This is a genomic window from Sulfurospirillum diekertiae (assembly GCF_002162315.1).
Classification (GTDB): Bacteria; Campylobacterota; Campylobacteria; order Campylobacterales; family Sulfurospirillaceae; genus Sulfurospirillum.
This window is the reverse complement of sequence record NZ_CP021416.1, coordinates 837748-862163: the sequence shown is the minus strand read 5'-3', so window position 1 is coordinate 862163 and position 24416 is coordinate 837748. Positions and strand designations below refer to the sequence as shown.

Sequence of the window (24416 nt, the reverse complement as noted above, 5' to 3'; positions counted from 1 at the left end):
GACACTCCTAATTATAATTTATACTAAATATAATTATAAGAATATACTTTTATTAATTATAAAATCATAAATAAAAATGGCTAGGATTTAGTCTTAATGAAATCATGGGGAGGATTGAAGGGTCAACTTCAACCCAGAGGGAGGAATTAAAAGAGGGAATCGCTTAAAATGTCATTCATGATCGTATCGCCTAAACAGGCTTTTTCACGTGCAAGTGTTTCAACTTTATGAACAATATCGCTTTTCAAATAGACAACAACTCGGCTTTTTCCCTCTTCTTGTTCACATTTTTCATCATATTCGCGCTGCATCTTAATTTTCGTCTCTTCTTCTATAGGTGCTCGCAATGATTTGTATTCAACCAATACGCCATCTTTATAGACACCTGAAACTTCGGCGTAAACCCAGTAGTAACCGCCATCTTTTCGCAGATTTTTGACATACCCTTTCCACATCTGCTCTTGCTTCAAAGTCTGCCAGAGTGTCCTGAAAACGGAATGAGGCATATCGGGATGACGAACGATGTTATGGGGTTTTCCAATGAGTTCATCAATCTCATAGCCCGAAATATGGGCAAACGTTTCATTGGCGTAGGTTATGTTTCCATGCAAATCGGTACGAGAGACAATAAGCTCATCACTTGGCACAATAGTTTCAATAAACATCTGATACATCGTTTGCATAACCCTTCCTTAGTTGATTTTCTTTTTCAAATCACCCTTATAGACAATATCTTTGAGGGCAACCGTTTCATCGTTGAGAATATCTGGTACACTAGGGGATTGCGCTAGCTTTTCTCTTTCCACATCGAGCTCATCTTCACTGTAAGCCATCATCATATCAGCGCAAATGACATGAGGAATCTGCTCAATTTTTTTCATTTTTGCCATCTCTTCGTCAAGGTCTGCACCCTCAATCGTGACAATAATTTTGCCAGTTTGCTCGTCATGAAAATGGTAGTCACAAAAATCACTCGCCTCACAAATCGCAATAATCTCTTTTACATGTAAAGGCTTTGTTTGTATCACAATACTTGAAATATTCATGGGATTCTCCAAATCATAATAAATTGATCGTCACTGCTACTGACAAGCTCTTTCTCCGTCGCAAAGATGATGGTATTGAGCGTACTTTTTTGCCCTTTAAGCGTATGAACTTTCGCTTTTGTGGCAAGATCAAACACAACAATATCATTCTGTTCATTAAAGGCAAACGCACCCAACGTTACGCTAGGACTCAGTGCTCCCGCATAAATGAGAAACGAGCCATCAAATCGTTCATACGTGCTATTTTGAAGAGTGTAAACAATGCCACGTCTGTCTTGACCCGCACAGAGCACTTTATCTTTTTTAAAATCCACAGTATAAACATTGTCCACATTACCGCCTTTGAGCACTTGAGTAATTTTGCCACTTAAAACATCAAAGAGAGTGATTTCACCCGACTCACATGCACTTGCGACCCTACTTTTTGTTTCATTCAATGCAAAATCGCTAAAGTGTGAAGAGGAAGGTTGAATGCGGTAAATCTCTTTTTTCGTTTGAATGTCCCACAAAAAAATCTCATTACTGAGAAGTGCCACCAAAATGTGCTTTTTATCGACAAATTGTGCTTTGGAGATGAAAAGATTAGCCGTAGCGTCTATGAGCACTTTAGGCTTACCCTCTTCTATAAGGTATAACTCACGCGCACCGTTACTGGCTTGAACGACAGCAAGAAGCGTGTTGCCTAGCATATCAACTGAAAAAACTTTAGGAGCAACCTCATCGCCTGTAAAATCTTTTATATTCGGAAATTTGGTTTGAGAAAGTTTGGTCGCATCACTCAGTTGATACACCTCAAGAGTTCCTGCGCTTGTTCCTGCGATGATCTTTCCCTCAACCAAAGCTATATGTTGTACCGTTCCAGCCGTTTCTATTGTTCGTTCTGGTACTAACGCTGCACTTAACAGCACACTTGTCAAGAGATTTAGAAACAGAAATAATTTCATGCCTTTTTCTCCTCTTGGATTATAATCGCATTACTAGGACAGATGCCGACGCACATGCCACATCCATTACAGACATCCATCTCTATTTGCGGTTTCCAAAGCCCTAAAAATTGAATGGCTCTAGGTTCACACGCATCCAAACAGCTATTGCACAGACTTTGATGCCATGCCATACAGGCTATTATATCAATCTTCGCTTTTACATGTAAATCTTTTTCATCGTTACATGTAAGACTTAAAACACCACTTGGGCACGCCCTTGCGCACGCTTCACAAAAGGTACATCCACCTTTGGTAAAGTCTAAGTAAGGGGTATGGGTGGCAGCAGAGAGGACGATAATCTTTTCTTCACACGCATTCATGCAAGGCGTATCTTTACATGTAACGCAATGATCCAAAAATTCATACCCCACATGATGGTAAGGAGGGCGCACACACAACTCATTTTGATTTTTTTGCGCCTTTTTGTTACCAAAAAGAGAGGTAAAAACCCCTCTTCTGCTACCATTTGTCATGGCTACTTCACACCTTCATTAAGGTTATCAATGAGGTTTGAACGACTTTTCTCACTCTCTTTACGATAGTCTGGTTTAAAATTATTTTGAACCAAAGGCTCGTTGGCAGATTGAGGCACATGACATGCTGAACAGTTATAGCGTGCAGAACTCATCTCTGTAAGCACTTTTTGCGTTCTCATATCGAAAAAGTGAGACTTCGGAATCGGAGTCGCTTTCACTGCCTCAGCAACTTCAGGCATGTGGCAACCCGTACACGCATTGTTCTCTTTCGTCATATCGAGCATTCCTTCCACATCATGTGGAATCAACGGAGGTGCATTTTCAAACGACCTTTGAATCGTTTTTGACTCACCAGCAGACACTGTTGAGTATGATGTTGGCTCACCCACAACGGTTTTTTCGCTGTAGAGATCCACCTTTCTAAGCCCTAAATCCTCTTCATTGTATGATTGCGACACCGCACATCCGCTTGCCACAATAATACTTATCAAAGAACCCATTATCAACGTTTTTATACTAGTCATTCTTTTTCTCCTACATTTGTGTTAATGTAATTCCGCACACCAAAAGAGAGTGCATCACTCTCACACACTTCAACACATCGTCCACAATTAGTACACTCTCCTGAAGTTATGGCACCGCTCCTTTTGGAGATAATGCCAAGAACCTGCTTCTCAGGACAAATCTCTTTACACTTCATGCACAAGGTACACTTCGTGTGGTCGTGTTTAATACGTACCAGACTTAAACGCCCAACAAGAGAGTAAAACCCGCCCAAAGGGCAAATGTGTCCGCACCAGCCATTTTTTACGGCAAAAAGATCAAACAGATAAATGCAAAGTATAGGAGCCGCGCTCATGCCCATCCCAAAGATGATACCCCGATTTAAAATCCCAATAGGACTGACCATTTCAAATGCAGCCACGCCTGTCAGAAACGATAATATAAGGCTAAGAGCCAAAACCCAATACCTTACATTACGACTCATCCACACCTTCTTTTCAACGGTTTTATCCAAAAGAAGGACTCTTCGTGTTCCATTTGCAGCATCGGTTACCATATTGAGAGGACAAACCCATGAACAAAATGCGCGCCCACCGACAACCATGTAAAACAGTAGGATCAAAGCTGCACCCGTAAGTACATCTATGCCTACAATCGCACCCGTCGCTAATATCTGCAATAAGGCAAAAGGATCGGCTAAAGGAAGTTTTTTCATCACCAAAGAGGCGCTTAAATCACCATTGAGTAGCCTAAACCCATAACCATTGGCAGCCACAAACAAACCAAGAATGCTCAGTTGAGTGAAGCGTCGTGCCATCATAAAACGGTGGCTTCTGATCCATTCTCTCATTTGAACATCTCCTCATTCGAATTCAAGTAGTCTGTCGCAGACTTCTCGCTACGTTTGGTATGCGTTGTAACATCACCACTCGCTTTTTCTAAGCGTTGCTCATCCCCCTGCTCCCAGCCTTTAATATAGTGTGAGCCGATATTTCCTGTGGCGATTTCCAAAGGCAACACATGGATTGCTGCTTTTTCAGTGACACAGGCTCTCTCGCACAAACCACATCCCGTACAGGTAAGACTGTTGACTATCGGTGTCAAATAGGCATGTTTGCCCGTTCGCTCATTGCGTCTATACTCTAACTTAATCGCACTGTCCATAATAGGACATGCTCGGTAACACGCGTCGCACTGAATTCCCCAAAATGCGATGCAGGACTGGACATCAACGACGGCAAGTCCCATGCGCGCTTTGGTGATGTCCAGTTCAAAGACACCTTCAGTGATTTTAGAAACACTCTTCTCATCCAATGCTCCCGTGGGACAGACAGGTACACACGGTATATCCGTACACATGTGACACGGTACTTCACGAGGAATAAAAAACGGTGTTCCCAACGGCTTTGTGTCACCCGGTTTGGCAAGGCTAAGCGTATGGTAAGGACATGCGACAACACACTGCCCACACTTGATGCACAAGCGCATAAAGTCCTTTTCCAAGACTGCAGCAGGTGGTCGTAAAACCAACGGAGCGCTTTTTGCCTCTTCCAAATACCCTGTCCAAACCATGCCACCCAACGCCATGAATCCACCACTTTGAGCCATCAAAGCGAGGAATTTACGGCGGTCTGAGATTGCGATTTTATCTGTTGTTTCCATTTTATTACTTATGCTTTATAAAGTTTGACCGCACACTTTTTATAGTCCGTCTGTTTAGAAAGAGGACATGTTGCATCAAGACATACTTTGTTGATGAAAACTTTCTCATCAAACCAAGGAACAAATACAAGCCCACGCGGTGTTCGATTACGTCCCCTGGTTTCCACACGTGCTTTACATGATCCACGGCGACTCTCTATCCAAATCAATTCGCCTTGGATAAAGCCTTTCACTTTCGCATCTTCTGGGTGCATATAACAAAGTGCCTCAGGAACAGCACGGTAAAGCTCAGGAACCCTCATCGTCATCGTACCACTATGCCAGTGCTCTAGCACACGCCCTGTACACAACCATGTATCATACTGCGCATCTGGCATTTCGCATGGATCCATATACGGTCTAAAGAAAATTTTCGCTTTATTTTTAAGCGGGTATGTCTCTTCGGTGGTTGGTTTGAGTAAGTTACCTTTTTTGATCGCTTTTGCAAATGTTCCATAAAATGCGAACTCACCATTGTTTTCTTTTGCAGCATACGGATCATACTTAGCGTTAAATCTCCATTGTGTCTCTTTACCATCGACAACAGGCCATTTCAGTCCTCTTACTTTGTGGTAGGTGTCAAAGTCAGCCAAGTCATGTCCATGACCAGCCCCAAACTTGCGGTACTCTTCCCAAATCGCTTTTTGCAAGAAGAAGCCATACCCTTTCCACTCTTTACCGTCACTGCCCATGACACCACGTTTATCGCCGTTGACTTCGGTGTTATCAAAGCCTTCACCAATAGGGTCTTGTGCTTTGAAAGATTTGAAAAATTCATTAGCAAACAAAACATCATACAAAGTATCGGTCTCTTTATAGCCCATCGCTTTTGCCGCTTCGATAACATTTGGTAATTTGCCACCCTTGATTGGTTGTTCACCCCAAACATCTGCAATCGTAAAGCGTTTTGAAAGCTCAACCCATTGCCATGTATCACTCATCGCTTCGCCAACGGGGAGAACTTGTTGTTTCCATTGTTGTGTTCTTCGCTCAGCGTTACCGTATCCGCCCCATTTCTCATAAATCATCGCAGAAGGTAAGATCAGATCAGACACTTTGGCAGAAATTCCTGGATACGCGTCAGAACAGACGATAAAGTTGTCAGCTTTACGAGCCGCTTTGATCCAGTGTTCAGCGTTCGCTGTGTCTTGGTATGGATTACAGACATTGACCCATGCAAATTTGATCTTGCCACTCTCAATTTGTCTGTGAATATTCATAATATGTTGGTAACCCATTGGATTGAGTGTGCCCTCTGGTAATTTCCATATTTTCTCACTCACGGCTCTGTGTGCAGGAATCGAAACGTCCATATCGGCAGGTAAACGGTGTGTAAAGGTACCGACTTCACGCGCTGTTCCACACGCACTCGGTTGTCCTGTCAAAGAAAATGCTCCAGAACCGGGTTTGGCTTGTTTGCCAAGGAGAAAGTGAACCATATACGCTTGTTCATTTACCCATGTACCTCGTTGATGTTGGTTAAAGCCCATTGTCCAGAAGCTGACAACTTTACGCTCTTTTTCAATGTAAAGGCTTACAAGTGTTTGCAGTTTTGCTTTAAAGCTCTCGATGGTCTCATCAGGATTGCCTTTAGCAATTTTTGCAACATAATCAAGGGTATAAGGCTCTAAACCTTTTTTAAAATCTTCAAAGCTAATTTCCCAGTGAAGCATCGCAGCATCTGCTTTATCCATTTTCATAGTATCGCCCGCTTTAACACCTAAGTGTGCAAGACCTGGAGCTTCTTTCTCAGAAATAACTTTCGCTTCTTCTTTTTTAATAATCTCAAGTTCTTTATCGGAGTAGCCTAATTTTTTAGCCTCAGCTTCCGTTCTCATACCATAACCGATATTCGAAAAACCGGTTGCAAAAATGGTATTTTTCTTCACAAAATCCCAATCAATCGCTTCTGGATGATTGTAAACAATCTCACGTGCAATGTAGTTCCAAATCGCAAGATCGGTACTTGGAGAGAAGATAATCTCCGTGTCCGCAAGGTCAGAACAACGGTGCGTATATGTAGAGAGGTTCACCACTTTGACTTTATCGGGAGAGGTCAGTTTTCGATCACTCACCCTTGACCACAAAATCGGATGCATCTCCGCCATGTTGGCACCCCAAGTAACAATGGTATCGGTCAGTTCAATGTCATCGTAACAGCCTGCCGGCTCATCGATACCAAAGGTTTGCATAAAGCCAACAACGGCTGAAGCCATACAGTGACGCGCATTAGGATCGATGGCATTGGAGCGAAAGCCCGCTTTCATCAATTTTGCGGCGACATAACCTTCATGAATCGTGTATTGACCTGAACCAAACACACCAATGGCTTCTGGACCGCCCGCTTTCATCGCGGCTTTCATGTGTTTTTCCATCTCGTCAAACGCACGTTTCCATGAGACAGGTTTGAATTGACCGTGTTTGTCAAATTCGCCTTTGTCGTTCATGCGTAAAAGTGGTTCTTTAAGACGATCGGCGCCATACATGATTTTGGCATTAAAATAGCCCTTGATACAGTTAAGTCCACGGTTGACGGGAGCCGCTGGATCACCTTTGACCGCGACAATTTTACCCTCTTTGGTCGCCACCATAATACCACAACCGGTACCACAGAATCGACACACAGATTTGTCCCAGCGCCAATCTTTTTCGGCGTGTTCCCCTGCAGCCTTGAGCTCGGAAGGCACGCTAATGCCCACCGCAGCAGCAGCGCTCACAGCGGCAGATGTTTTTAAAAAGTCTCTTCTTGAAAGCGACATATTGAAACCTCCTATTTTGAGTTACGAGGTCATTCTATCACTAAGCAAAAATCCAATCTATGACTTAAGTCAATACTTTAGTTTTGTAAATTTAATTTTGTGGGGATTTGGGGTTTACATGTAAAAAAAGGGGGCAAAGCAGAAGAAAGCAACCATTCTCACCTTTTATTTAACTAAACGCAAGCACAGCAGTATATAATGGTTATTAAATAATAGACATCTTGCAAAACTCATTTGTATTCCACAGCAAAACCACGGTCAAAGTTGATTAATCCACATATCAAATTAAAGCGTAGATTGAATCGTTTTCTTCTATTTCGGTATTTTTGAGTAAGTATCTGAAATGTTTTGATTTTAGCATTCACATGTTCAACGCATATTCTAGCACGTGCTTTTTGTCTGTTTTTCTTTTTTTGCTCATCACTCAAAGGATGAAGTTTTGAGGCTTTATATGGAATCTGACAATGGCTATGCTCTTTTGCAATACCCAGATATCCTAAATCAACATAAGCACAGGTACAGGGCATCAAGGGAAGATTAGATTCTTGAAACAGTCTAAAATCATGTGTAGTACCTTTAGCGGTATGCACACAAATAATCCTCTCCTCTTTATCAATCACAATCTGTCCTTTTAGAGTATGACTCTTTTTCTTGCCTGAGTAGTACTCTCTTTGCTTTTTTTGGGTCTTTGGCATGGAACTTCTGTCGCATCAATGACAACAAAGGAAAGTTCAACATTACTTTTATAAAGTTCTCTCTTACTTGGCAATGAAAATCTACCAGATTTAATCAAAATATCTTCTACTTCACACACAATCCTCGAAGCTGTCGATTCACTCACACCATAATCAAATCCAATATGTTCAAGGGTGCGATACTCACGATAATAGCCAAGCATCAAAAGTACTTTATTTTCTGGCGAAAGAGATCTCCTCCCTCCCACACCTAATCCTTTTTTACGATTCTCATCGTATTGCCTAAACACCTCTATCATTGCGTTAAATGTCTCTTCATTAACGCCAATATGGCGCTTAAAATCTTTGGGTTTATGCTTTTGCATTTGTTCATATTTTTTCATCTCTTTTGCCAAGCATTTTTAGTGCCTTTTATTTGAGTTTTGCAAGATGTCTAATATAGTTTAATATATAAAGGAATATATATGCCAGATATTGATTTATTTAAAAAAGATGGCCAAGAAAATTTTGCAGTAACTCTACCATGTAATCCAAATGATTTCGGAGCATTTATTTCTGGATTACTTGGAAAACCGCAAACAATTGAAAAAGCCTTTAGAGGAACTTTTGAAGTTTCAAAGGATGATATTATTAATACTTTTTATTTAATTGAACAAAGAATTCAACAACAGAATGATGCTCAACTAGTTCAATTTACAGTAAAAATATTGTATAACGATGACACATCCGTATTATTAAATAGTATTGCAGATTTTGAGCATTATACTGAAGTCAGGCCGTTAGAATCAATAGGCGTAGCCTTATCATGGACATATTTAATAAAATTTAAAAAATAAATCTGTTTCAGAAAAACAAGAAATAAATTTAATATTTGATGCAGATACTGAATTGGTTTTAGAAGATGAAGACTCAATATTATTTAGACAATTAAGATACTTCAAACAAACGGGAATATTTTGTAGAATTAATCATACAGAGAGGACATGGGGAATCGATATTGAATCTTTATTAACAGGGCATGTTAAATCATTAACAAAAATGCCAAGTAAACTTGAGCAATTTTTATACAAAAATAGTTCATTTATTGGATTCTTATCAGGATTATTATTTTTTGCAAGTATGCTATTTGGAGCTTGGAATACATATTCCATATATCGAAATATGTACTTAGAAAATATAAATGTCAAGGCAAAGGAAATTATTGAACCTATAGAATTTCTTACATACAAAATAAATAATTTACTAGATTTTGTTATAGGTGGTACAGAAACTCAGTTATCATATATATTTTCAGCAGTTTTATTTGCTTCTTTTATAATATCAATAATTTTAGGAGGCTTTATAGGTAGTAATGCTAACAATAGGCCAAAAAGTTTTGTATTATTATCATCATTAGCGATAAGTAGAAAAACTAAAACTAAAAACTAAAAGACAAAGGAATTGGTTTTATTTTATCATATCAATAATTATGGGCATAACAACAAGTATTATTGGTAGCATTTTATTTAAAAAATTTATTGAGAATTCAATATGACGAATTTAGGAAACAAGCCACTTTGTTTTTACATGTAAAAGCAATTCTGCATTTTTCAAAAAACTGAGTGTAGAAAATAGGGACAGGCTACTTTTTATTTACATGTAAAAGATTTAGTGCTTAATTGTATTAAAGTAGCCTACCATCATTTATCTGTCTCCATTTATTTAGGCATTAAATATTTAGCTTTTAATACGGTATCTTCTTTACATGTAAAAATAAAAATCACCTCTTCCTTTCGATTTTTTATATAATATTCATGTATTAAACTATGGAGAACGTTATGTTAGATAAGCTTTTTTGGAATGACCCTTATGCGAGCGAAATTCAAGCAAAAATTGAAGCGGTTGAGGGTGATTGTATTTACTTAGATCAAACCATTTTTTATGCCTTTTCAGGCGGTCAAGAGAGTGATTTTGGAACTATTGGAGGCGTTGAAGTCTTAGATGCGACGAAAGAAGGCACCAATATACGCTACACCCTAGCAAGCGGTCACACACTTCATGTGGATCAAAACGTCACAGTCAAGATCGACTGGCAGAGGCGTTATAGCTTGATGCAACACCATTTTGCCGCAGAATTAATCTTGGAACTCCTCTATCAAGAACTAGGTTCTGTGGAAAAAATCGGCGCGCACATCGCCCAAGATAAAGCACGCATTGATTTTTTTTGGCATGAAAATATTAGTACCTTATTTCCCCTCTTGCTTCGTAAAGCAACGGAATTGATCGAGAAAAACCTACCCATCAAAAGTGATTACAGCGATCTTGTAAACCAAAGACGTTACTGGGAAATCGATGGTTTCGCACAAGTTCCTTGCGGTGGCACACATTTAAAACGCACAGGTGAAATTGGTAAACTTTCCTTAAAACGAAAAAATATAGGCAAAGGTAAAGAGCGCATTGAAATTTATTTAGATAAATAACTAAATACCCAAAAAACAGCTTATTCGTATTTATAAATTTAGGCTTTGCCCATGCTGTGTGTATGGGCAAAACTTCTGAAAAAATGCTGACTTAAAATTTCATACCAAGCGTCAAATAGACACCAAATGGCATGCCTGACAAATACGTTGGTTGCGTTGTATCGGCGGCAAGTGCATTATCCGGTGTTACAATCGAAGCAATATAGTGTTTATCCAAAAGATTAACAAAGCTTAATTGTACATCACCCTCTTTTATGCCTTGTATTTTAGGCAATTTATAATCGACATTAAAATCCACCGTTGTAAACGAAGGAATCTCTTGCGTATGTTCCACATTACCGTACCTGCTAGCCGTATAGCGAACGATTGGCGTGAATTTCCAGCTACCCATTTTATACGTCATAGAACCTTTAAGCCCTTGCCTTGGGGCATCAGGCACTTGATTGTTTTTTGTCGATGTTGTCGCTAGTGCACTGGTCTGAAAGTCCTCTGTGTAATAGTAGCGATTGTAAAAAGCGCTGGCAAGAAAATCTATAGACTCCGTAGCTGCACCACTAATGGCAAACTCAGCACCGTAACTTTCAGCGTCAAGGTTATTGGTCGGATAATTTATACCGTATTGGGTATCATAAATGGTGGCTTGTTTACCCGATACTTTGGTATAAAAGAGATTTGGAGACAAAACAATGCTTCCAATGCTATACTTTAGACCAATATCGTAGTTATCGGAAATCTCTAGGTTTTGCTTATCCCATAATTTCTGAAGAGAGACCCCTTTGCTCACATACGTCGCTCGATTGGAAATGTACGTTGGGAAAAGATTGACATCATAACCGTAACTTCTACCGTAATCAAAATAGACTTCCGTATTGGAGGTTATCTTATAGCCTAAATAGGCACTTGGTAACCATTCAGTAAAGGTTTTAGAAGCAACACTGGACCATGGATCAAGCGCAACTTGGCTAAGTGCTGTATCGTAATCTGAACTTACAGCAGCACTATTCGCACCTGCTGTGTGGCTGTTAATTCCTGCAAGTTTAAAGTCAAGGTATCGTATGCCAAAAGCGTAGCTAAAATCTTTAATGTCACCGCTGAATTGTACAAACGGTGAGCTAAACGTGTGCGTTGACTCTTCTGCTAACGTATTCCAACCATTGTATTTTAATTGTCCTGTGTTACTGACCGTATACATTCTTCGACTTGTTGGTGGTCCTGGAAGATCTTGCTCTCCATACCAATAGCCAATTTTCATCGCCATCTCTTCGATGATTGGTATCTCATAGGCCAATACCGCGCCATACCTATCATGATCAACGAGCCATTGGGTCACAGGCGATGTGGCTGGAGTTGCGGGCATATTGGTGAACCAATATTCACCTCTGTCCTTTGAATAGTACGGTTTAAAACTTAAAACAGAGTCATTCGCAAAACGGTACTCTAGATTTGCCGTTACGACGTCATCGGTAAAAGATTGCTTATTCCAATCGTAATAGTTAGCATTTTTTGTTGTAGGATACGCTGTATTCCAGTCTTTTTTATAATTCGTGTCCAAATCTTTAGCTTCTGCGTATGAAAGCCCATAATAGTTATTATGATCGTCTTCGCTGTGCGCAAAAAATAGCTCACTTTTAAAGTTATCATTCGGTCTGTAGGTCATGCCTAACATAACGTTGGTTCGATCCAGATCACCTTCGCCTTTCCATTTATCGCCACTGGTTTTAGAAACCGATCCAAACGCTGAAACATCACCCATTTGCCCCGTATCAAAACGCAAAAAGGTTCGTAATGCATGATCTGAACCGACAGTTTGAGACACCGTTGTTTCCATCTCTTTTTTGGGTCGATCGACCATCATATCGACTTTTCCAATGAGGTTGGAGAAGCCAAGACTTTTTTCAGCAGGCATATACCCTTTGTAAAGGTCGATCCATGAGATATTTTCCAGATCAAATATGGTTTTTCCTCCCCCTGGATTGCCACTAATGGGGAGTGACTCTAACATGTAAACGCCGCCAGGCCCTGACTGACTTTTACCGCGAATACGTAGCGGATCGTGAAACGATGTTTCATTTGAGCCAAAAACTTCGGCAGGTTGATAATCTACTGAAGGCGACATACCAACAACTTTCAGCGCTGAAATACCAATGGGTCCACTGTAAAGATCGATGGCGTCTTTATTGTATCCTTGTGAATTGATATTTTCTTTGCCACCCGTTTCAAAAGCTGTGGCACTCCCTGTTTTTCCCGTTGCAACGACCTCTTCTAATTGATAAGAATCTTGCCCATACAGATTGCACAGTGCAATAAGACTAAACACTAATGCTCTTTTCCCAGTTACATTCATCCCTGCCCCTCTTTTTAAGTTGTAGTATTTTTTTTATATATAACGATATATCTGATTAAAATATTTTATGAATTCTTTAGTATCAATAAATCATAACATCAAGCAGAGGCTTTAAAAAAATATTTGTACCTTAACAATGTAGAATGAAAAAAATTTGCATAATGTATTCATTGTATAAAAATTTATATAATTAATACATTATAATGATTATAACTTAAAATTTAAATAATTTAGAGAACATTCATGCACATATAAAAGGAATATCTCCCTATTTAGAGCAATTGAGGGGAAAACTCCGCCTCAAAAGAGACGGAGTTTCAATTAGAATTTGTAATTAGCTCTAAATCTCATTTCATTAAAGTCTGTTGAACTAGCAGCTGTCGCACCCAATGCTGCAACATCTTTTGTAGCATTTTCATACTCAAGAGATAACGTTAACCCTTTAAGTGAAGGGATGTCATAAGCAATTTGTCCTTCCCAGTATTTTGTTTTTGTATCACTAGAGGCCTTATTCAATATATCGCCTACAGCGACAGATGAAGCGTCTTGATTGATTTTTACATATTGTCCTAAGACTTTAAGACCTGTAACACCCACTTTTGTAAAATCATAACCAACTTCAACTTTATAAGCATCTGTATTAGCACCTGAAGTGACTTCGGCACCTTTGATCAATGGAGCGGTATACGTTGTTGGTCCATTTCCTGCACCTAGGAGAACACTTTGCCCACTTGATACGGTACTATAGGCCAAAGATCCATTAAAGCCTGCTAGCTCTTTAAAGCCAACACGTCCTTGGTACATATCACCTTCAACATGGAAACTATCAAATGTCTCATTTGATGTTCTAGAACCACGATATGTCGCATCAAAGAGTAATTTCATAGTGCTTAGAGGTACTACATAGTTACCCTCTGCATAGAAAACATTGGCATCACCACCATTGGTTAATTCAACATCATTGACAAATAAGTATTGACCAATTAATGTCAAGTTTGTGATAGATGTGTTAATCGCAGCAGCTGTGTACGCTCCATCAAATCCAAAAACGTTTGATCCACCATTAGCTGTGCCCGTTCCGTAGAATACAGCCTCTTTTTTAAAGTTAGGCATCCCTGAATCACCACCTACCACACTTTTATCATAATCGGATGTTCTACCTTGGAATTTGTCAGAATATCCTGCTATTAATGTTGTATTTGGAAGGTCCGTGTTGATAAGAACCGCTGCTTGGAAGGCTTCTTTAATCATACGTGAACCAGAACTACTCACAAGGGGGCTTGTAATAAATTGACGACCCACTTTTGCCGTTGTTTTTCCAAGAGTATACGTTACATACGCCTCTGAAAGCACTGCCCCTGAACCATACATATCTGATGCATAAAGATTTTTTGCATCGTTGTCAGCAAATGGAGCATAGCTTGACTGGAATGTTGTACCAAGAGATAAACCATGCAATGAATCTGTTACATAACTCAACATAACACCTGTTGAAAAAAGGTCAGCGTTACCTTTACCAATTGTTCCTGTTGTAGCCGTAGTTGGGTTAGAAGTACCTGTATCCCTATCAAAGTACCAAGCTCTTAATTCACCCGTTACTTTACCGTTTTTGAATGCGTCAGCAAGTGTATCTGATGCCGCAAAAGAGCTAGATGCAAGACCCGCAACTACTATAGCTACCAAGCTAAGTTTTGCTAATTTCATATTGCCTCCTGAATGCAGATTAGACTTCATTACCTATCGCAATGGGATTATGCAAAATTATGTAAGAAATCTGTCAAAATATTACATTAAATGTATAGCATAGAAATAGCATTAACTTATAAAATTAATTATAAATTAAATAAGTGCCTATTTTTCCAATGGTTTAAAAGGTGAAAAAGCCCTGCTATAACAAAATAACTATGAGAACATATATAAAATAGACTTTGACTTACGCATAAAAGTGTATTACTATTTTGATTGCATTATTAATTTTAAATTAAATATTTAATGTAATATATTTACCTTAAGGAGAAGGCTATGTTGAAGTTATTTTCTAAAATTACATCGGTTGTATTGTTAAACCTTGTACTGACATTAGGCGTACATGCTGCGACCATTGACGTTATTAGTTCAGGAGCTTTTTATGCCACGATGGAAGAACTCAAACCCGCATTTGAAGAAAAAACTGGTCACAAGATTAATCTACAATCTGGTTCGTCTATGGGCGCTTCTACAACTTCCATTCCTAATCGCCTAAGGCGCGGCGAAACTTTCGATCTGATTATACTGGCTAGCAATCAATTAGACAAAATGATCGACGATGGTTTTGCAGTCAAAGGCAGCCGTGTTGATCTCGTTCACTCTTCCATCGGCATGATGGTTCGCAAAGGCCAACCAAAACCAGATATCAGCACCAAAGCCGCATTTGACAAAGTTTTAATGGATGCCAAATCAATTGGTTATTCTGCTAGTGCTAGTGGTACACATCTTGCGGAAAAAGTATTTCCAAATTTTGGCGAGAGTGTCATGAACAAAGCCAAGCTCATCGTAGGGGATCGTGTCGCTACGTGGATTGGACGAGGTGATTTGGAGATCGGTTTCCAACAAGTGAGTGAAATCGTACCTTTTACGGGTGAAAAAGGCAGTGTGGATCTCGTTGGTCCGATCCCAGCACCGTATCAGAAAGTAACTATCTTCTCCATCGGTGTTGCCAAAGGTAGCAAAGAACCCGTAGCAGCCCAAGAACTAGTCAAGTTCCTCACCAGTAAAGAAAACTACCCTCGTTTAACTGAGCAAGGTCTTATCCCTGCTGCAGTTGCAACAGAAAAAGCTAAATAGCCGTTAGCACTCGAAGTAAAAGCGCGGCGAATACGTCGGGCTTTTGTTATACCTCTTACTGCTGCGCTAAAACCCACAGCTCAACTTTTTCATGCTCTCTGGCATCGGTTCGTTTTGTTTTTTTCGAGGATGCACTTACATCATGTCTGAGGTGTAACTCTTTTCTAAAACGCTCGTTAGTACGCAACTCTTCGATGATAGGATGAGCGCTTTGCTCGTCAATGACTTGCGCTAGATTGGAGAAAAGGAGCACTATTTTTCCATTACATGTAAGGTGCTTTTGCGCTTGTTCAAAAAAGCGTGGAAAGAGTTCTTTTTCATAATAAATCGCTTTATCAAGCCCCTCTTCCAAGGTATGTTTGGCTAGTAACCACGGAGGATTAAACACAATTACATCCGCCTTCACATCACAGTTTTCAAATAAATCGCCATGATTGAGAGTGATCTTTTCGTCATAGCCTAGTCTTTTACATTCTTGCGCAACGCCGATAATCGCATTTTTATTGGTGTCGGTGGCAAAAATAGTTTCAAAACCATTTTGAATAAGTTGAAATGACAAAATGCCACTTCCTACCCCAATTTCTATCGCTTTTTCTTTGGAGCCAACGTATTTTTTAAGCCACCGATCAAAGAGGGTTAAATGCTCAAACCGTGTGGGAAAGTATGTGCCATAAAACGGGTGAAGGGTGATGCCTAGCGTTTTCACTTCAATGCCTTTTTGATACCACTGCCACGCACTATTCATGCCCTGAATTTCAGGAAAAGAGATATAAAATTCTGAAATTTCAGGGTATAACACCTCTAACCAACCAATCTTGGGAGCTTTTTTCACAAGCAGTTTATGACCTTTGACTTCTACTAATAAACGATGCGATACTTCCCTAAACGCACTACGATAATCGCGTTGTCCTTGAAATTTTGTGTCGGTATAGTAAACCAAAAGCGTTCGTTTAAGTTCCGCCAAAATCCCCAAGCCATCGCTATACAACTCTTCGACCAAAACATACGTCCCTGCTATCATCTGCTCTACTGCCGCCTTTACATTCGTGTCATGATAAAAACGTATCAGTTCGATTTCTGAGGTAATAATTGGCGGTCTATCGGGTTGGAGAGATGAAAAATCGTGTTTCATGAATGATGCCTTTATAGTGTGGTGCAGTTTAGTGTATAAAGGCTTTGGTATGGATTGGGTTTTCACTAAAGAGGAAAATTGAGGATTAAAAGGTTTGACGTTGGATATCTTCTTTACATGTAAATATGATTCAAAATTTTAAAATTATAAATTAATAATATAGAATTTGAAATATGCTATTATCCAATATAAAAGATGCTAGAAAATAGTCCAATTGTCTTTGAAAGATTACATAAAGTAGTCAGAATTGTGAAAACAAAGGAGAGATATTATGATAAATAAAGTATTCATTTCCGGTGCGAATAAAGGGATAGGTTTTGAAACTGCCCGTCAATTAGGTCAACAAGGTTGGTCAATCTTATTGGGAGCACGTAGTGAAAAACGTGGCTTAGCAGCCGTGGAGGAACTTAAAGCTAGTGGCGTCAATGCGGAATGGATCAAAGTAGATTTGAATGATGTGTCAACTATTCATACTGCTGCAAAATATATTAAAGACAATCATGCTGACTTAAATGTTTTGATTAACAATGCCGGTATTCCTGGCGACATGCATAAGGATGCTTTAGATTTTACTACCGATGAATTGCGGGAAGTTTTTGATGTGAATTTCTTTGGAAATTTTGAAATGATTAAAGCCTTTACACCCATATTAGCGGCGAATAATGGGCGTATCTTGAATTTAAGTATCCCAACAGTTGCCAATGATTTCTTTTCACCTTTCGCTTATATGACCAGTAAAGCGCCATTAAACTCAATGATTGCAGCTTTTGGTGCGTACTATACAAAAAATAAAATCTCAGTTGAAATATTTGGCGTGATGCCGGGTGGGATTACGACTGACTTGAACGGAAATATGACCGGATCATTCATGAAAACTCTTCCTCAAGGTGGCAAGGTCATTGTTGACCTTTTAACTGATGGAAAGTATCATCAAGGCAAGGTATTGAACGAATATGGCGTGGCTATGGATTATGAAGCTAATTACTTACTAAAAGCGTAAAATCCAAAGAATAGGAATCAGGGCTTGACGTTTAACTTTCTTTACATGTAAAGCTAAAAGTAGCCCACACTCCATTAACTTATCTCAAAATCCACTCTTTAATCTTCTCAATATGCTCCATAAAAGTGGACTCATGGTCACTCTCTTCGCTATCAGGTGGAAGGATATGCTCATAATAGGTATCTTTCAGTAGTTTACGCAAAATGCCTTCTCCGATAAAAGGTTGGTCATCATTGAGGGCTTTGATGGCTTTGAGCAGTTGGCGTATGTCGTACTGAAGCGGATTGATGTCGGGAACTTGTTTGTTGAGATCAAGAAGCGTATAAACCGCAATTCTTGCCGTTCTTACGGACGATTCCATCGTAAAGACGATGTCATTGTTTGTCTCGACAAATTGACCGATTAAGCCTAGATTTTTGCACCCTTTTGGGACAATTCGAGGGCGATCTCCTTTGGCTCGTGGCATAAACATGGAGGTAATATAGGGCATAAACGCGATACGAACGATGGTGTTTTTCAACACATTCTCCAATTCATCCATGATACCTAAGTGATAACATAGCTCCGTCAGTATCTCATCACCGCTACACTCTGGCATCGGTTTTTTGACACAATTTCCCTCTTTGTCCATAAACAACGCATAAAGCCAAATCACCAAAATGTCATCCGGTTGATCGATAAAATGAGGCTGTCTGTTGCACGTAAAGCTCATCAACCACTTAGAATCGGTGATGGTAATGATGCCTCCCGTCACCGTTTTGCCTGAATAGGGGTCATTCACAGAAAGTTTTTTTAATTTTTCCACAAAGGCTGAGGGTTTACATGTAAGCGTCGCTGACTCCCAAGAGGATTGCTCTATGGTGCTGCAAAATTTCTCTGGTTTGCCAAAAACTTCCGATTTTTTCGCTAAATTTCTCCACAATTTCCAACCCGAACTTTGCCCACTCGTTGTGTTGTCGATGCTTATGATGGGAGCGGTATGATTGTCTCCATAAAATGTATCTTCGGTCATAGAGCCCGTCGTTACGATGACATAATCATCTCTGCCAACGGCGATTTTAGCGCTTGTTTCATTGTGAATCGTCACGATATTCTCTACTATTTTTTCATTGTTTGCCATCGTGATTTCTAAATCTTCTACCAACGTATCAAACTGAAACTGCACCCCTTTTTCCTGTAAAAATTTTCGCAAAGGAGCTATAAAGGTGTCGTATTGGTTGTATTTGGGGAAAACTAGTGCCGATAAATCTTTCATGCCATCGAGTACATGTAAAAAACGGTGCATGTAGAGTTTACACTCTAATACGCTATGCCAATTCTCAAACGCAAACATCGTACGCCACAATGTCCAAAAATCACTGGCTAAAAAAGATTCTGAAAAATAATCTTGCACTGTTACATCATCCAAGTCCTCTTTTTTCTTCAATAACAGTTTAATAATCGCTAATTGGTCTTTTTTAGACAATCCAAACTTACTAAAATCGGTGATGTGCCCTTTATTATGAATGAAGCGCGCTTTGGAGTAGTTCGAGTCGTTGTCATTGAGGAGTCTGTATTCATCGAGCACGCTGTAAGGCTTTGGTAATTCAACTGCGGGAACATCTTGGAACAGATCCCAAAGATTTTCATAGGTCATATCCATTTCGCGTCCACCGCGAATGATATAACCCTCTTTGGCGTCACCCGCCCCATCCATAGAGCCACCCTCAACCGAGAGCTTTTCTAAAAATGTAATGTTTTGAGCAGGAACGCGCCCATCGCGTATCAAATAAAAAGCAGCACTCAATCCTGCGATGCCACTGCCAACGATATAGACTTTGGACTCAGCGTAAGAGTATGCAGGAATGCCTTTGTTTCGTTGATAATTTCCAATTTGATCCGAAAAGGGCATCGTTTTTTGGGGAGTGTTTTGCTGTATCTCTTTGCTCGAATCAGGCTCATGGTTGACGTGAGTATACTGCTTTGAGGTATCAAGCACTTTGTCAAATTTTGATGTGTCTAGTGTACTTTTTTTGGTTATGCATAGTTTGCTCCTGTATGCTCCATTATGCAACGGCGAAGTCACGATATGGTGATTAAGCAGATAAATGTAACATGAGAGGTATGTTACTGTTTACAAAGTATGATAGATAAGCCTTAATTCTTATTTTTGTAAAATACCTAAACTAAAATAATTGAAGGAACTACTATGGATTTTCAAACTACCCATCATCAAGCCGTTACAGATAAACCAGGGGAAAATGCGCTTTTTATCGTTTATGGATTACTCGACACGCCAAACACTGAGGACAAAGTCAAAGAGGTCTGTGGAAGCTTTAGTGCGATTGTACGAAGTATGAAAGGCCGATATCCTGAGCTTGAGATCAGCGGTGTTATGGGTTTTGGCTCAGATGCTTGGGACACCCTTTTTGGAGAAGAGGAAAAACCCAAAGAGTTATCAACATTTCAGGAGATCAAAGGCGATAAGCATACTGCTGTTTCCACGAAAGGCGATCTCTTTTTTCATCTTCGCGCCAAAAAGATGGCTCCATGTTTTGAAATTGCCTCTATCATTAGTCAAAAATTGCAAGGTGTCGTTGAATCCATCGATGAAGTGCATGGGTTTCGCTATTTTGAGGGCAGAGCCATGATAGGCTTTGTGGATGGAACGGAAAATCCTGAAGATCAAGAGGCTTATGAAGCAGCGATCATCCATGATGAAGAGGCATTTAATGGGGGAAGTTATGCGTTTGTACAAAAATACCTGCACGACATGAACCAATGGAATGGCCTCTCAACTGAAGAGCAAGAAAAAGTGATTGGCAGACGAAAATTTAACGATGTTGAGCTCAGCGATGACGAAAAACCAAGCAATGCGCACAACGTTGTGACGAACATTGAGGATGAAGAAGGCAATGAACTCAAAATCATTCGCGCCAATATGCCCTTTGCCAATGTCAGTAAACATGAGTTTGGGACTTATTTTATAGGCTATGCAAGTACTTTTAGTACCACACGCAAAATGCTTGAAGCGATGTTTATCGGTACAGAAGAAGGCAATTACGATCGATTGCTCGATTTTAGTACCGCCGTGACAGGAACGCTGTTTTTTATCCCAACGTTTGATATGCTTGAAGCCTTGGGCGAAGCGTAACCTAATCATCTAAAAAATGGTTCTGGGCGAACTGTTTACATGTAAAGAGAAAAAGAGAAAGTCACCCTTTCCTTTTTCTCCGCTTAATCAGAATACTTTAGCGACTCTTTTTGAATAAAAACTCCCGTCCTACTTTGCCCCTTCCACCATAAGCGATGATGTCAGTGGTGGCGTTAATTTCGCTCCTTTTTTCAGGTAAAAACGAACCAGTGCCGATAAAGTCTATTTCTAGCTTTAGAGATGCGTATTTTCCCTCTTACAGACGAACCTGAAGTTCGCTCAATGGGGTCAAGTCCTACTAAAGATATTATTTGTTTTTGATTGGCAATAGAGTATTTTCAAAAGAATGGATTAAAACAATGGTTGTAATATCTTCAAGACCTTTAATGGGTTATACCGTAATATAAAAAGGAAATCCCTTTTAAAAAAGAATCTTTTAGTTCTTCATCTTTTATATCTCCTGTACACCAAAATGTTATATTTCCTCTAAAGCATAACGCTATTTGTGAACTTAGTTCTTTTTTTTAATCTGTCCCCTCCTTTAAGCTCATCTGTATTTTCTAATGCAGCTTTCCATAAGTGTTCAGAATCTTCTTTTATATTTAGTGATTCTTTTCTTGGAATATTTAAAGAACCTATAATAAATTTATTAAGTATTGGGTTTTTCAAAAGAACTTCTACCGCAATTTCTCCCATTGTCATCAAATTACTTATACTATCATTGTGTTTATCTTTTTTGTCAAAACAATTTTTCATTTCATTTATCAATCTAGAAGATAGTTCTTGTAAAATAGAATTTTTATCCCCAAAATAATTAAATGGCGTAGCAAAACTCACTTCAGCTTTTTTCGCTAATTCTCGCATTGAAAAATCTATATTTTCATTTTCACGTAAAAGTATTTCTGCTGCATTAAGAATCTTTTCTTTAATAATCAATTTATTTTTTTCTCTCAATGAAAGTTCTTTTTTCTAACATCTTTTCTCCAATTTATATAATTTAACCATTCTATTGACATTTTGTCTGCCGTTATTGTATCATTTCATATCATGATATAAACTTAAGTCACGATATAAAATAAAAGGAGATTATTAAAATGGCTGAAAAAAAAAACTATCTTAATCACAGGAGTAAGTTCTGGACTAGGAAATGCTTTTGCCAAAAAAGCAATTGAAGAGGGACATAAGGTAATAGGTACAGTGCGTAATCAAAAATCTGCACAAGACTTTTCAAATTTAAATACTCAGTTAGCCTATCCAGTATTATTGGATATCAATAATTTTGATGAAATACCAAAGGTTGTAGAAAATATTTTAAATACTCATGGGAGTATTGATGTACTGATTAATAATGCAGGATATGGTCATGAAGGTATATTGGAAGAATCACCTTTACAAGAGTTAATTGACCAGTTCAATACAAATGTTTTTGGGGTAGTTGCTATGATAAAAGCCGTTCTTCCGTCAATGAGAAAAAATAGAAATGGTCATATTATTAATGTTACCTCAATGGGTGGTTTTATAACTATGCCTGGCATAAGTTATTATTGTGGAAGTAAATTTGCTTTAGAAGGTATTTCTGAGTCTTTAGGAAAAGAAGTTAAAGACTTTAACATTCATGTTACCACTCTAGCTCCAGGACAATTTAGAACGGATTGGGCAGGAAGATCTATGAAACGCTCTAATAGAGTGATTAATGACTACGACGAAATTATGAATCCAATAAGAGAGGCTAGAGAAAAAAAAAGTGGTTTTCAACCAGGTGATCCAGATAAAGCTGCACAAGCCGTAATGAAAATAATACAAACACAAAATCCGCCAACACGATTATATTTAGGAGATGATGCTCTATTATTTGTAAATGATAAGCTAAATTCAATGAAAAATGAAATATCAAAATGGGAAGAGCTATCTAGATCCACAAATTTCGTAGAAAAGGGAAATTAGCAAAATAACTATATCTTCCCTATTAAAAAACTTCTTGATTAGAAGTTTTCTATGGATTGTGTAAATTGACAACAGTTAAAGCAGTTAAAGGAACCAAACTTTTAACTTTTTGATTTTTTATATGTAAAGGATAAAAAGGTGCTATAACGTTTCCTTTTTATCCTAATTGTATGGCATAAGAATCAGTTAATACTCTTTTTTCAGCAAAAATTCCCGTCCAACTTTAACCCTTGGCACTCCACCATAAGCGATGATGTCAGCAGTCGCATTGGTTTCACTCCAGCGATCGGGAAGAAAGGAGCCCGTACCGATGATGTCGATGGGCGCTTTTGCCCACGCCATCGAACGGCACTTTTGCGATGTAAAACCCGAAGAGGCGATAATGCGTACTTTGGAAAAGCCTGCGTTGTCCAAAGTTTCGCGCATACTCCAGATCGCAGCAGCCGAAACACCCGTACCGATCAAGTCATGCAGTTCCGCTTCCGTGCGGTAGTCACGTACCGCGTCAGGTGCGTGGCGTTCGAGTACGTGGTAACTTTTTTGCGTATCAAGTCCCTCTAAAAAGCGTCCGCCGTGGGTATCGAGCCGAACGGCAACCTTTCCATCGTGCGCTAAATCAGCAAAAGCGTTACAGACTTCTAATGTATCGGTCACTTCTCGACCGAAATAATCGGACAAAATAGGAATATTTTCTTGTGGAAAACATTCGTGGAACATTTGAGCCGCTTTAAGCGTTGAGCTAGCGTATCCGATGAGGGCGTGCGGAACCGTACCCAACCCTTTTTCACGACCAAAGAAGTGAGCTGTTGCATCGGTTGCGTTGCCGATGAATCCTACAGCTCCCAGTTTCCGCTGTGCTACGTTTGAGCCAACCGATGCACCATACGCCATCATTTCAGCCATTTCCGTTCCTGCGCAGTGACGTGCGTCCATTGCTAAAAATGCAACGTGTGGAAGTATTTGACACATCTCATAGGCATTGTAAGCGGCGACGCACGCTGAGCCTAACTTTTGTAAAATGAGCGTTTCCAGTTCTGTTAAAAAAGCAAAAGAACCGCTGAGATAAAACAAAGGCTCACCCGCGCCTACCCACTCGCCCTCCTCGTGCATCACTTCGATAGTAACGCTCATGCCGCTATTTTTTGCTTGCGTTTGAACCCATTGCGTGGCTAAACGTGTTGCGCAAAGCACTGGTCGACGTAAAAAGAAAGCATACGTAACTTCCTTGTCACCAAAATGTTCAATGATTGCTTTGGTATTAGAAAAATATTTATCGGTCCATGCGGTCACGTCATTGACGTCCGGCCAGTTACTGTTTTGCATACAGCTCCTTATCTTTTCATCCTGCCTTTATAGTCTCATTTTGCTATACTATTGCTTAGAAAATAGGAATAGGCTCTGAGAATTCTTTGAA

24 protein-coding genes are annotated in these 24416 nt (G+C 39.4%); 7 read left to right on the top strand and 17 right to left on the bottom strand.

All coding sequences use genetic code 11. The features are described from left to right. Positions 1–146: 146 nt before the first annotated feature. From Sdiek1_RS04305 to Sdiek1_RS04260, 10 genes are all read right to left on the bottom strand, one after another. On the bottom strand, positions 147–683 hold the full coding sequence (locus tag Sdiek1_RS04305) for a PAS domain-containing protein (RefSeq protein ID WP_087438056.1): 537 nt from the start codon (positions 681–683) through the stop codon (positions 147–149). Positions 684–692: 9 nt separating this feature from the next. After that, a complete protein-coding gene (locus tag Sdiek1_RS04300; RefSeq protein WP_087438055.1) occupies positions 693–1046 on the bottom strand; it encodes a chaperone NapD in 354 nt (117 codons plus the stop codon). After that, positions 1043–1990, bottom strand: a complete 948-nt coding sequence (locus tag Sdiek1_RS04295) for a WD40 repeat domain-containing protein (RefSeq protein ID WP_087438054.1) — start codon at positions 1988–1990, stop codon at positions 1043–1045. Before Sdiek1_RS04295 ends, Sdiek1_RS04300 begins: the two co-directional genes overlap by 4 nt. Then, positions 1987–2505: a ferredoxin-type protein NapF gene (locus tag Sdiek1_RS04290; protein WP_087438053.1), complete on the bottom strand. Its 519-nt coding sequence runs from the start codon at positions 2503–2505 to the stop codon at positions 1987–1989. The genes Sdiek1_RS04295 and Sdiek1_RS04290 overlap by 4 nt, the downstream gene beginning before the upstream one ends. A 2-nt stretch (positions 2506–2507) precedes the next feature. Next, positions 2508–3032, bottom strand: coding sequence for a nitrate reductase cytochrome c-type subunit (locus Sdiek1_RS04285; RefSeq protein WP_087438052.1), 525 nt, complete (start codon positions 3030–3032; stop codon positions 2508–2510). After that, complete coding sequence (napH, locus tag Sdiek1_RS04280) at positions 3029–3862, bottom strand: quinol dehydrogenase ferredoxin subunit NapH (RefSeq protein ID WP_087438051.1); 834 nt, start codon at positions 3860–3862, stop codon at positions 3029–3031. Before napH ends, Sdiek1_RS04285 begins: the two co-directional genes overlap by 4 nt. Then, positions 3859–4674 carry a ferredoxin-type protein NapG gene (gene napG / locus Sdiek1_RS04275; protein ID WP_087438050.1) on the bottom strand — a complete coding sequence of 272 codons (816 nt, stop codon included), beginning with the start codon at positions 4672–4674 and terminating at the stop codon, positions 3859–3861. The genes napH and napG overlap by 4 nt, the downstream gene beginning before the upstream one ends. An 8-nt stretch (positions 4675–4682) precedes the next feature. Beyond that, on the bottom strand, positions 4683–7472 hold the full coding sequence (gene napA / locus Sdiek1_RS04270; RefSeq protein ID WP_087438049.1) for a nitrate reductase catalytic subunit NapA: 2790 nt from the start codon (positions 7470–7472) through the stop codon (positions 4683–4685). A gap of 230 nt (positions 7473–7702) precedes the next feature. Then, positions 7703–8167 carry a transposase family protein gene (locus Sdiek1_RS04265; RefSeq protein ID WP_087438048.1) on the bottom strand — a complete coding sequence of 155 codons (465 nt, stop codon included), beginning with the start codon at positions 8165–8167 and terminating at the stop codon, positions 7703–7705. Beyond that, positions 8104–8550 (bottom strand): transposase family protein, encoded by a 447-nt coding sequence (locus Sdiek1_RS04260; RefSeq protein WP_087439825.1) that lies wholly within the window; start codon positions 8548–8550, stop codon positions 8104–8106. The genes Sdiek1_RS04265 and Sdiek1_RS04260 overlap by 64 nt, the downstream gene beginning before the upstream one ends. 81 nt (positions 8551–8631) lie before the next feature. Between Sdiek1_RS04260 and Sdiek1_RS04255 the strand changes: the two genes are divergently transcribed. The 3 genes from Sdiek1_RS04255 to Sdiek1_RS04245 all read left to right on the top strand — a co-directional run bounded on the left by Sdiek1_RS04255 (position 8632) and on the right by Sdiek1_RS04245 (position 10626). Next, entirely contained in the window at positions 8632–9003 is a 372-nt protein-coding gene (locus tag Sdiek1_RS04255; protein ID WP_087438047.1) for a hypothetical protein, read from the top strand. Between the two features lie 52 nt (positions 9004–9055). Further along, positions 9056–9595: a hypothetical protein gene (locus tag Sdiek1_RS04250; protein WP_087438046.1), complete on the top strand. Its 540-nt coding sequence runs from the start codon at positions 9056–9058 to the stop codon at positions 9593–9595. Between the two features lie 389 nt (positions 9596–9984). Then, a complete protein-coding gene (locus Sdiek1_RS04245; protein ID WP_087438045.1) occupies positions 9985–10626 on the top strand; it encodes an alanine--tRNA ligase-related protein in 642 nt (213 codons plus the stop codon). Positions 10627–10717: 91 nt separating this feature from the next. On the opposite strand, the gene Sdiek1_RS04240 is transcribed toward Sdiek1_RS04245, so the two are convergent. Further along, on the bottom strand, positions 10718–12970 hold the full coding sequence (locus Sdiek1_RS04240; RefSeq protein WP_087438044.1) for a TonB-dependent receptor: 2253 nt from the start codon (positions 12968–12970) through the stop codon (positions 10718–10720). Positions 12971–13291: 321 nt separating this feature from the next. Further along, positions 13292–14674: an OprD family outer membrane porin gene (locus tag Sdiek1_RS04235; RefSeq protein WP_087438043.1), complete on the bottom strand. Its 1383-nt coding sequence runs from the start codon at positions 14672–14674 to the stop codon at positions 13292–13294. 318 nt (positions 14675–14992) lie between these two features. Between Sdiek1_RS04235 and Sdiek1_RS04230 the strand changes: the two genes are divergently transcribed. After that, entirely contained in the window at positions 14993–15793 is an 801-nt protein-coding gene (locus Sdiek1_RS04230; protein WP_087438042.1) for a substrate-binding domain-containing protein, read from the top strand. Between the two features lie 55 nt (positions 15794–15848). Here Sdiek1_RS04230 and Sdiek1_RS04225 read toward each other — a convergent pair whose 3' ends face one another. Then, positions 15849–16925 carry a methyltransferase gene (locus tag Sdiek1_RS04225; protein ID WP_087438041.1) on the bottom strand — a complete coding sequence of 359 codons (1077 nt, stop codon included), beginning with the start codon at positions 16923–16925 and terminating at the stop codon, positions 15849–15851. 271 nt (positions 16926–17196) lie between these two features. On the opposite strand from Sdiek1_RS04225, the gene Sdiek1_RS04220 reads away from it, so the two are divergent. Next, entirely contained in the window at positions 17197–17925 is a 729-nt protein-coding gene (locus Sdiek1_RS04220) for an SDR family NAD(P)-dependent oxidoreductase (protein ID WP_087438040.1), read from the top strand. A 79-nt stretch (positions 17926–18004) separates the two neighbouring features. Here Sdiek1_RS04220 and Sdiek1_RS04215 read toward each other — a convergent pair whose 3' ends face one another. After that, positions 18005–19903, bottom strand: a complete 1899-nt coding sequence (locus Sdiek1_RS04215; protein WP_202819584.1) for an oleate hydratase — start codon at positions 19901–19903, stop codon at positions 18005–18007. 210 nt (positions 19904–20113) lie between these two features. Here Sdiek1_RS04215 and Sdiek1_RS04210 point away from each other — a divergent pair, with 210 nt between their 5' ends. Then, entirely contained in the window at positions 20114–21058 is a 945-nt protein-coding gene (locus Sdiek1_RS04210; protein WP_087438039.1) for a Dyp-type peroxidase, read from the top strand. Between the two features lie 191 nt (positions 21059–21249). Here Sdiek1_RS04210 and Sdiek1_RS15540 read toward each other — a convergent pair whose 3' ends face one another. Beyond that, positions 21250–21342, bottom strand: coding sequence for a hypothetical protein (locus Sdiek1_RS15540; protein WP_369688502.1), 93 nt, complete (start codon positions 21340–21342; stop codon positions 21250–21252). Between the two features lie 202 nt (positions 21343–21544). Continuing rightward, on the bottom strand, positions 21545–22012 hold the full coding sequence (locus Sdiek1_RS04200; protein ID WP_087438038.1) for a TetR/AcrR family transcriptional regulator: 468 nt from the start codon (positions 22010–22012) through the stop codon (positions 21545–21547). Positions 22013–22156: 144 nt separating this feature from the next. Here Sdiek1_RS04200 and Sdiek1_RS04195 point away from each other — a divergent pair, with 144 nt between their 5' ends. Further along, a complete protein-coding gene (locus tag Sdiek1_RS04195; protein ID WP_087438037.1) occupies positions 22157–23002 on the top strand; it encodes an oxidoreductase in 846 nt (281 codons plus the stop codon). 186 nt (positions 23003–23188) lie between these two features. Here Sdiek1_RS04195 and Sdiek1_RS04190 read toward each other — a convergent pair whose 3' ends face one another. Continuing rightward, on the bottom strand, positions 23189–24325 hold the full coding sequence (locus Sdiek1_RS04190) for a nicotinate phosphoribosyltransferase (RefSeq protein ID WP_087438036.1): 1137 nt from the start codon (positions 24323–24325) through the stop codon (positions 23189–23191). Between the last annotated feature and the right edge of the window lie 91 nt (positions 24326–24416).

Bases quoted from the DNA above. Each gene is read 5' to 3' on its own strand.
- Sdiek1_RS04305 (WP_087438056.1), bottom strand. From the start codon at position 683: ATGCAAACGATGTATCAGATGTTTATTGAAACTATTGTGCCAAGTGAT.
- Sdiek1_RS04300 (WP_087438055.1), bottom strand. From the start codon at position 1,046: ATGAATATTTCAAGTATTGTGATACAAACAAAGCCTTTACATGTAAAA.
- Sdiek1_RS04295 (WP_087438054.1), bottom strand. From the start codon at position 1,990: ATGAAATTATTTCTGTTTCTAAATCTCTTGACAAGTGTGCTGTTAAGT.
- Sdiek1_RS04290 (WP_087438053.1), bottom strand. From the start codon at position 2,505: ATGACAAATGGTAGCAGAAGAGGGGTTTTTACCTCTCTTTTTGGTAAC.
- Sdiek1_RS04285 (WP_087438052.1), bottom strand. From the start codon at position 3,032: ATGACTAGTATAAAAACGTTGATAATGGGTTCTTTGATAAGTATTATT.
- napH (WP_087438051.1), bottom strand. From the start codon at position 3,862: ATGAGAGAATGGATCAGAAGCCACCGTTTTATGATGGCACGACGCTTC.
- napG (WP_087438050.1), bottom strand. From the start codon at position 4,674: ATGGAAACAACAGATAAAATCGCAATCTCAGACCGCCGTAAATTCCTC.
- napA (WP_087438049.1), bottom strand. From the start codon at position 7,472: ATGTCGCTTTCAAGAAGAGACTTTTTAAAAACATCTGCCGCTGTGAGC.
- Sdiek1_RS04265 (WP_087438048.1), bottom strand. From the start codon at position 8,167: ATGCCAAAGACCCAAAAAAAGCAAAGAGAGTACTACTCAGGCAAGAAA.
- Sdiek1_RS04260 (WP_087439825.1), bottom strand. From the start codon at position 8,550: ATGAAAAAATATGAACAAATGCAAAAGCATAAACCCAAAGATTTTAAG.
- Sdiek1_RS04255 (WP_087438047.1), top strand. From the start codon at position 8,632: ATGCCAGATATTGATTTATTTAAAAAAGATGGCCAAGAAAATTTTGCA.
- Sdiek1_RS04245 (WP_087438045.1), top strand. From the start codon at position 9,985: ATGTTAGATAAGCTTTTTTGGAATGACCCTTATGCGAGCGAAATTCAA.
- Sdiek1_RS04240 (WP_087438044.1), bottom strand. From the start codon at position 12,970: ATGAATGTAACTGGGAAAAGAGCATTAGTGTTTAGTCTTATTGCACTG.
- Sdiek1_RS04235 (WP_087438043.1), bottom strand. From the start codon at position 14,674: ATGAAATTAGCAAAACTTAGCTTGGTAGCTATAGTAGTTGCGGGTCTT.
- Sdiek1_RS04230 (WP_087438042.1), top strand. From the start codon at position 14,993: ATGTTGAAGTTATTTTCTAAAATTACATCGGTTGTATTGTTAAACCTT.
- Sdiek1_RS04225 (WP_087438041.1), bottom strand. From the start codon at position 16,925: ATGAAACACGATTTTTCATCTCTCCAACCCGATAGACCGCCAATTATT.
- Sdiek1_RS04220 (WP_087438040.1), top strand. From the start codon at position 17,197: ATGATAAATAAAGTATTCATTTCCGGTGCGAATAAAGGGATAGGTTTT.
- Sdiek1_RS04210 (WP_087438039.1), top strand. From the start codon at position 20,114: ATGGATTTTCAAACTACCCATCATCAAGCCGTTACAGATAAACCAGGG.
- Sdiek1_RS04190 (WP_087438036.1), bottom strand. From the start codon at position 24,325: ATGCAAAACAGTAACTGGCCGGACGTCAATGACGTGACCGCATGGACC.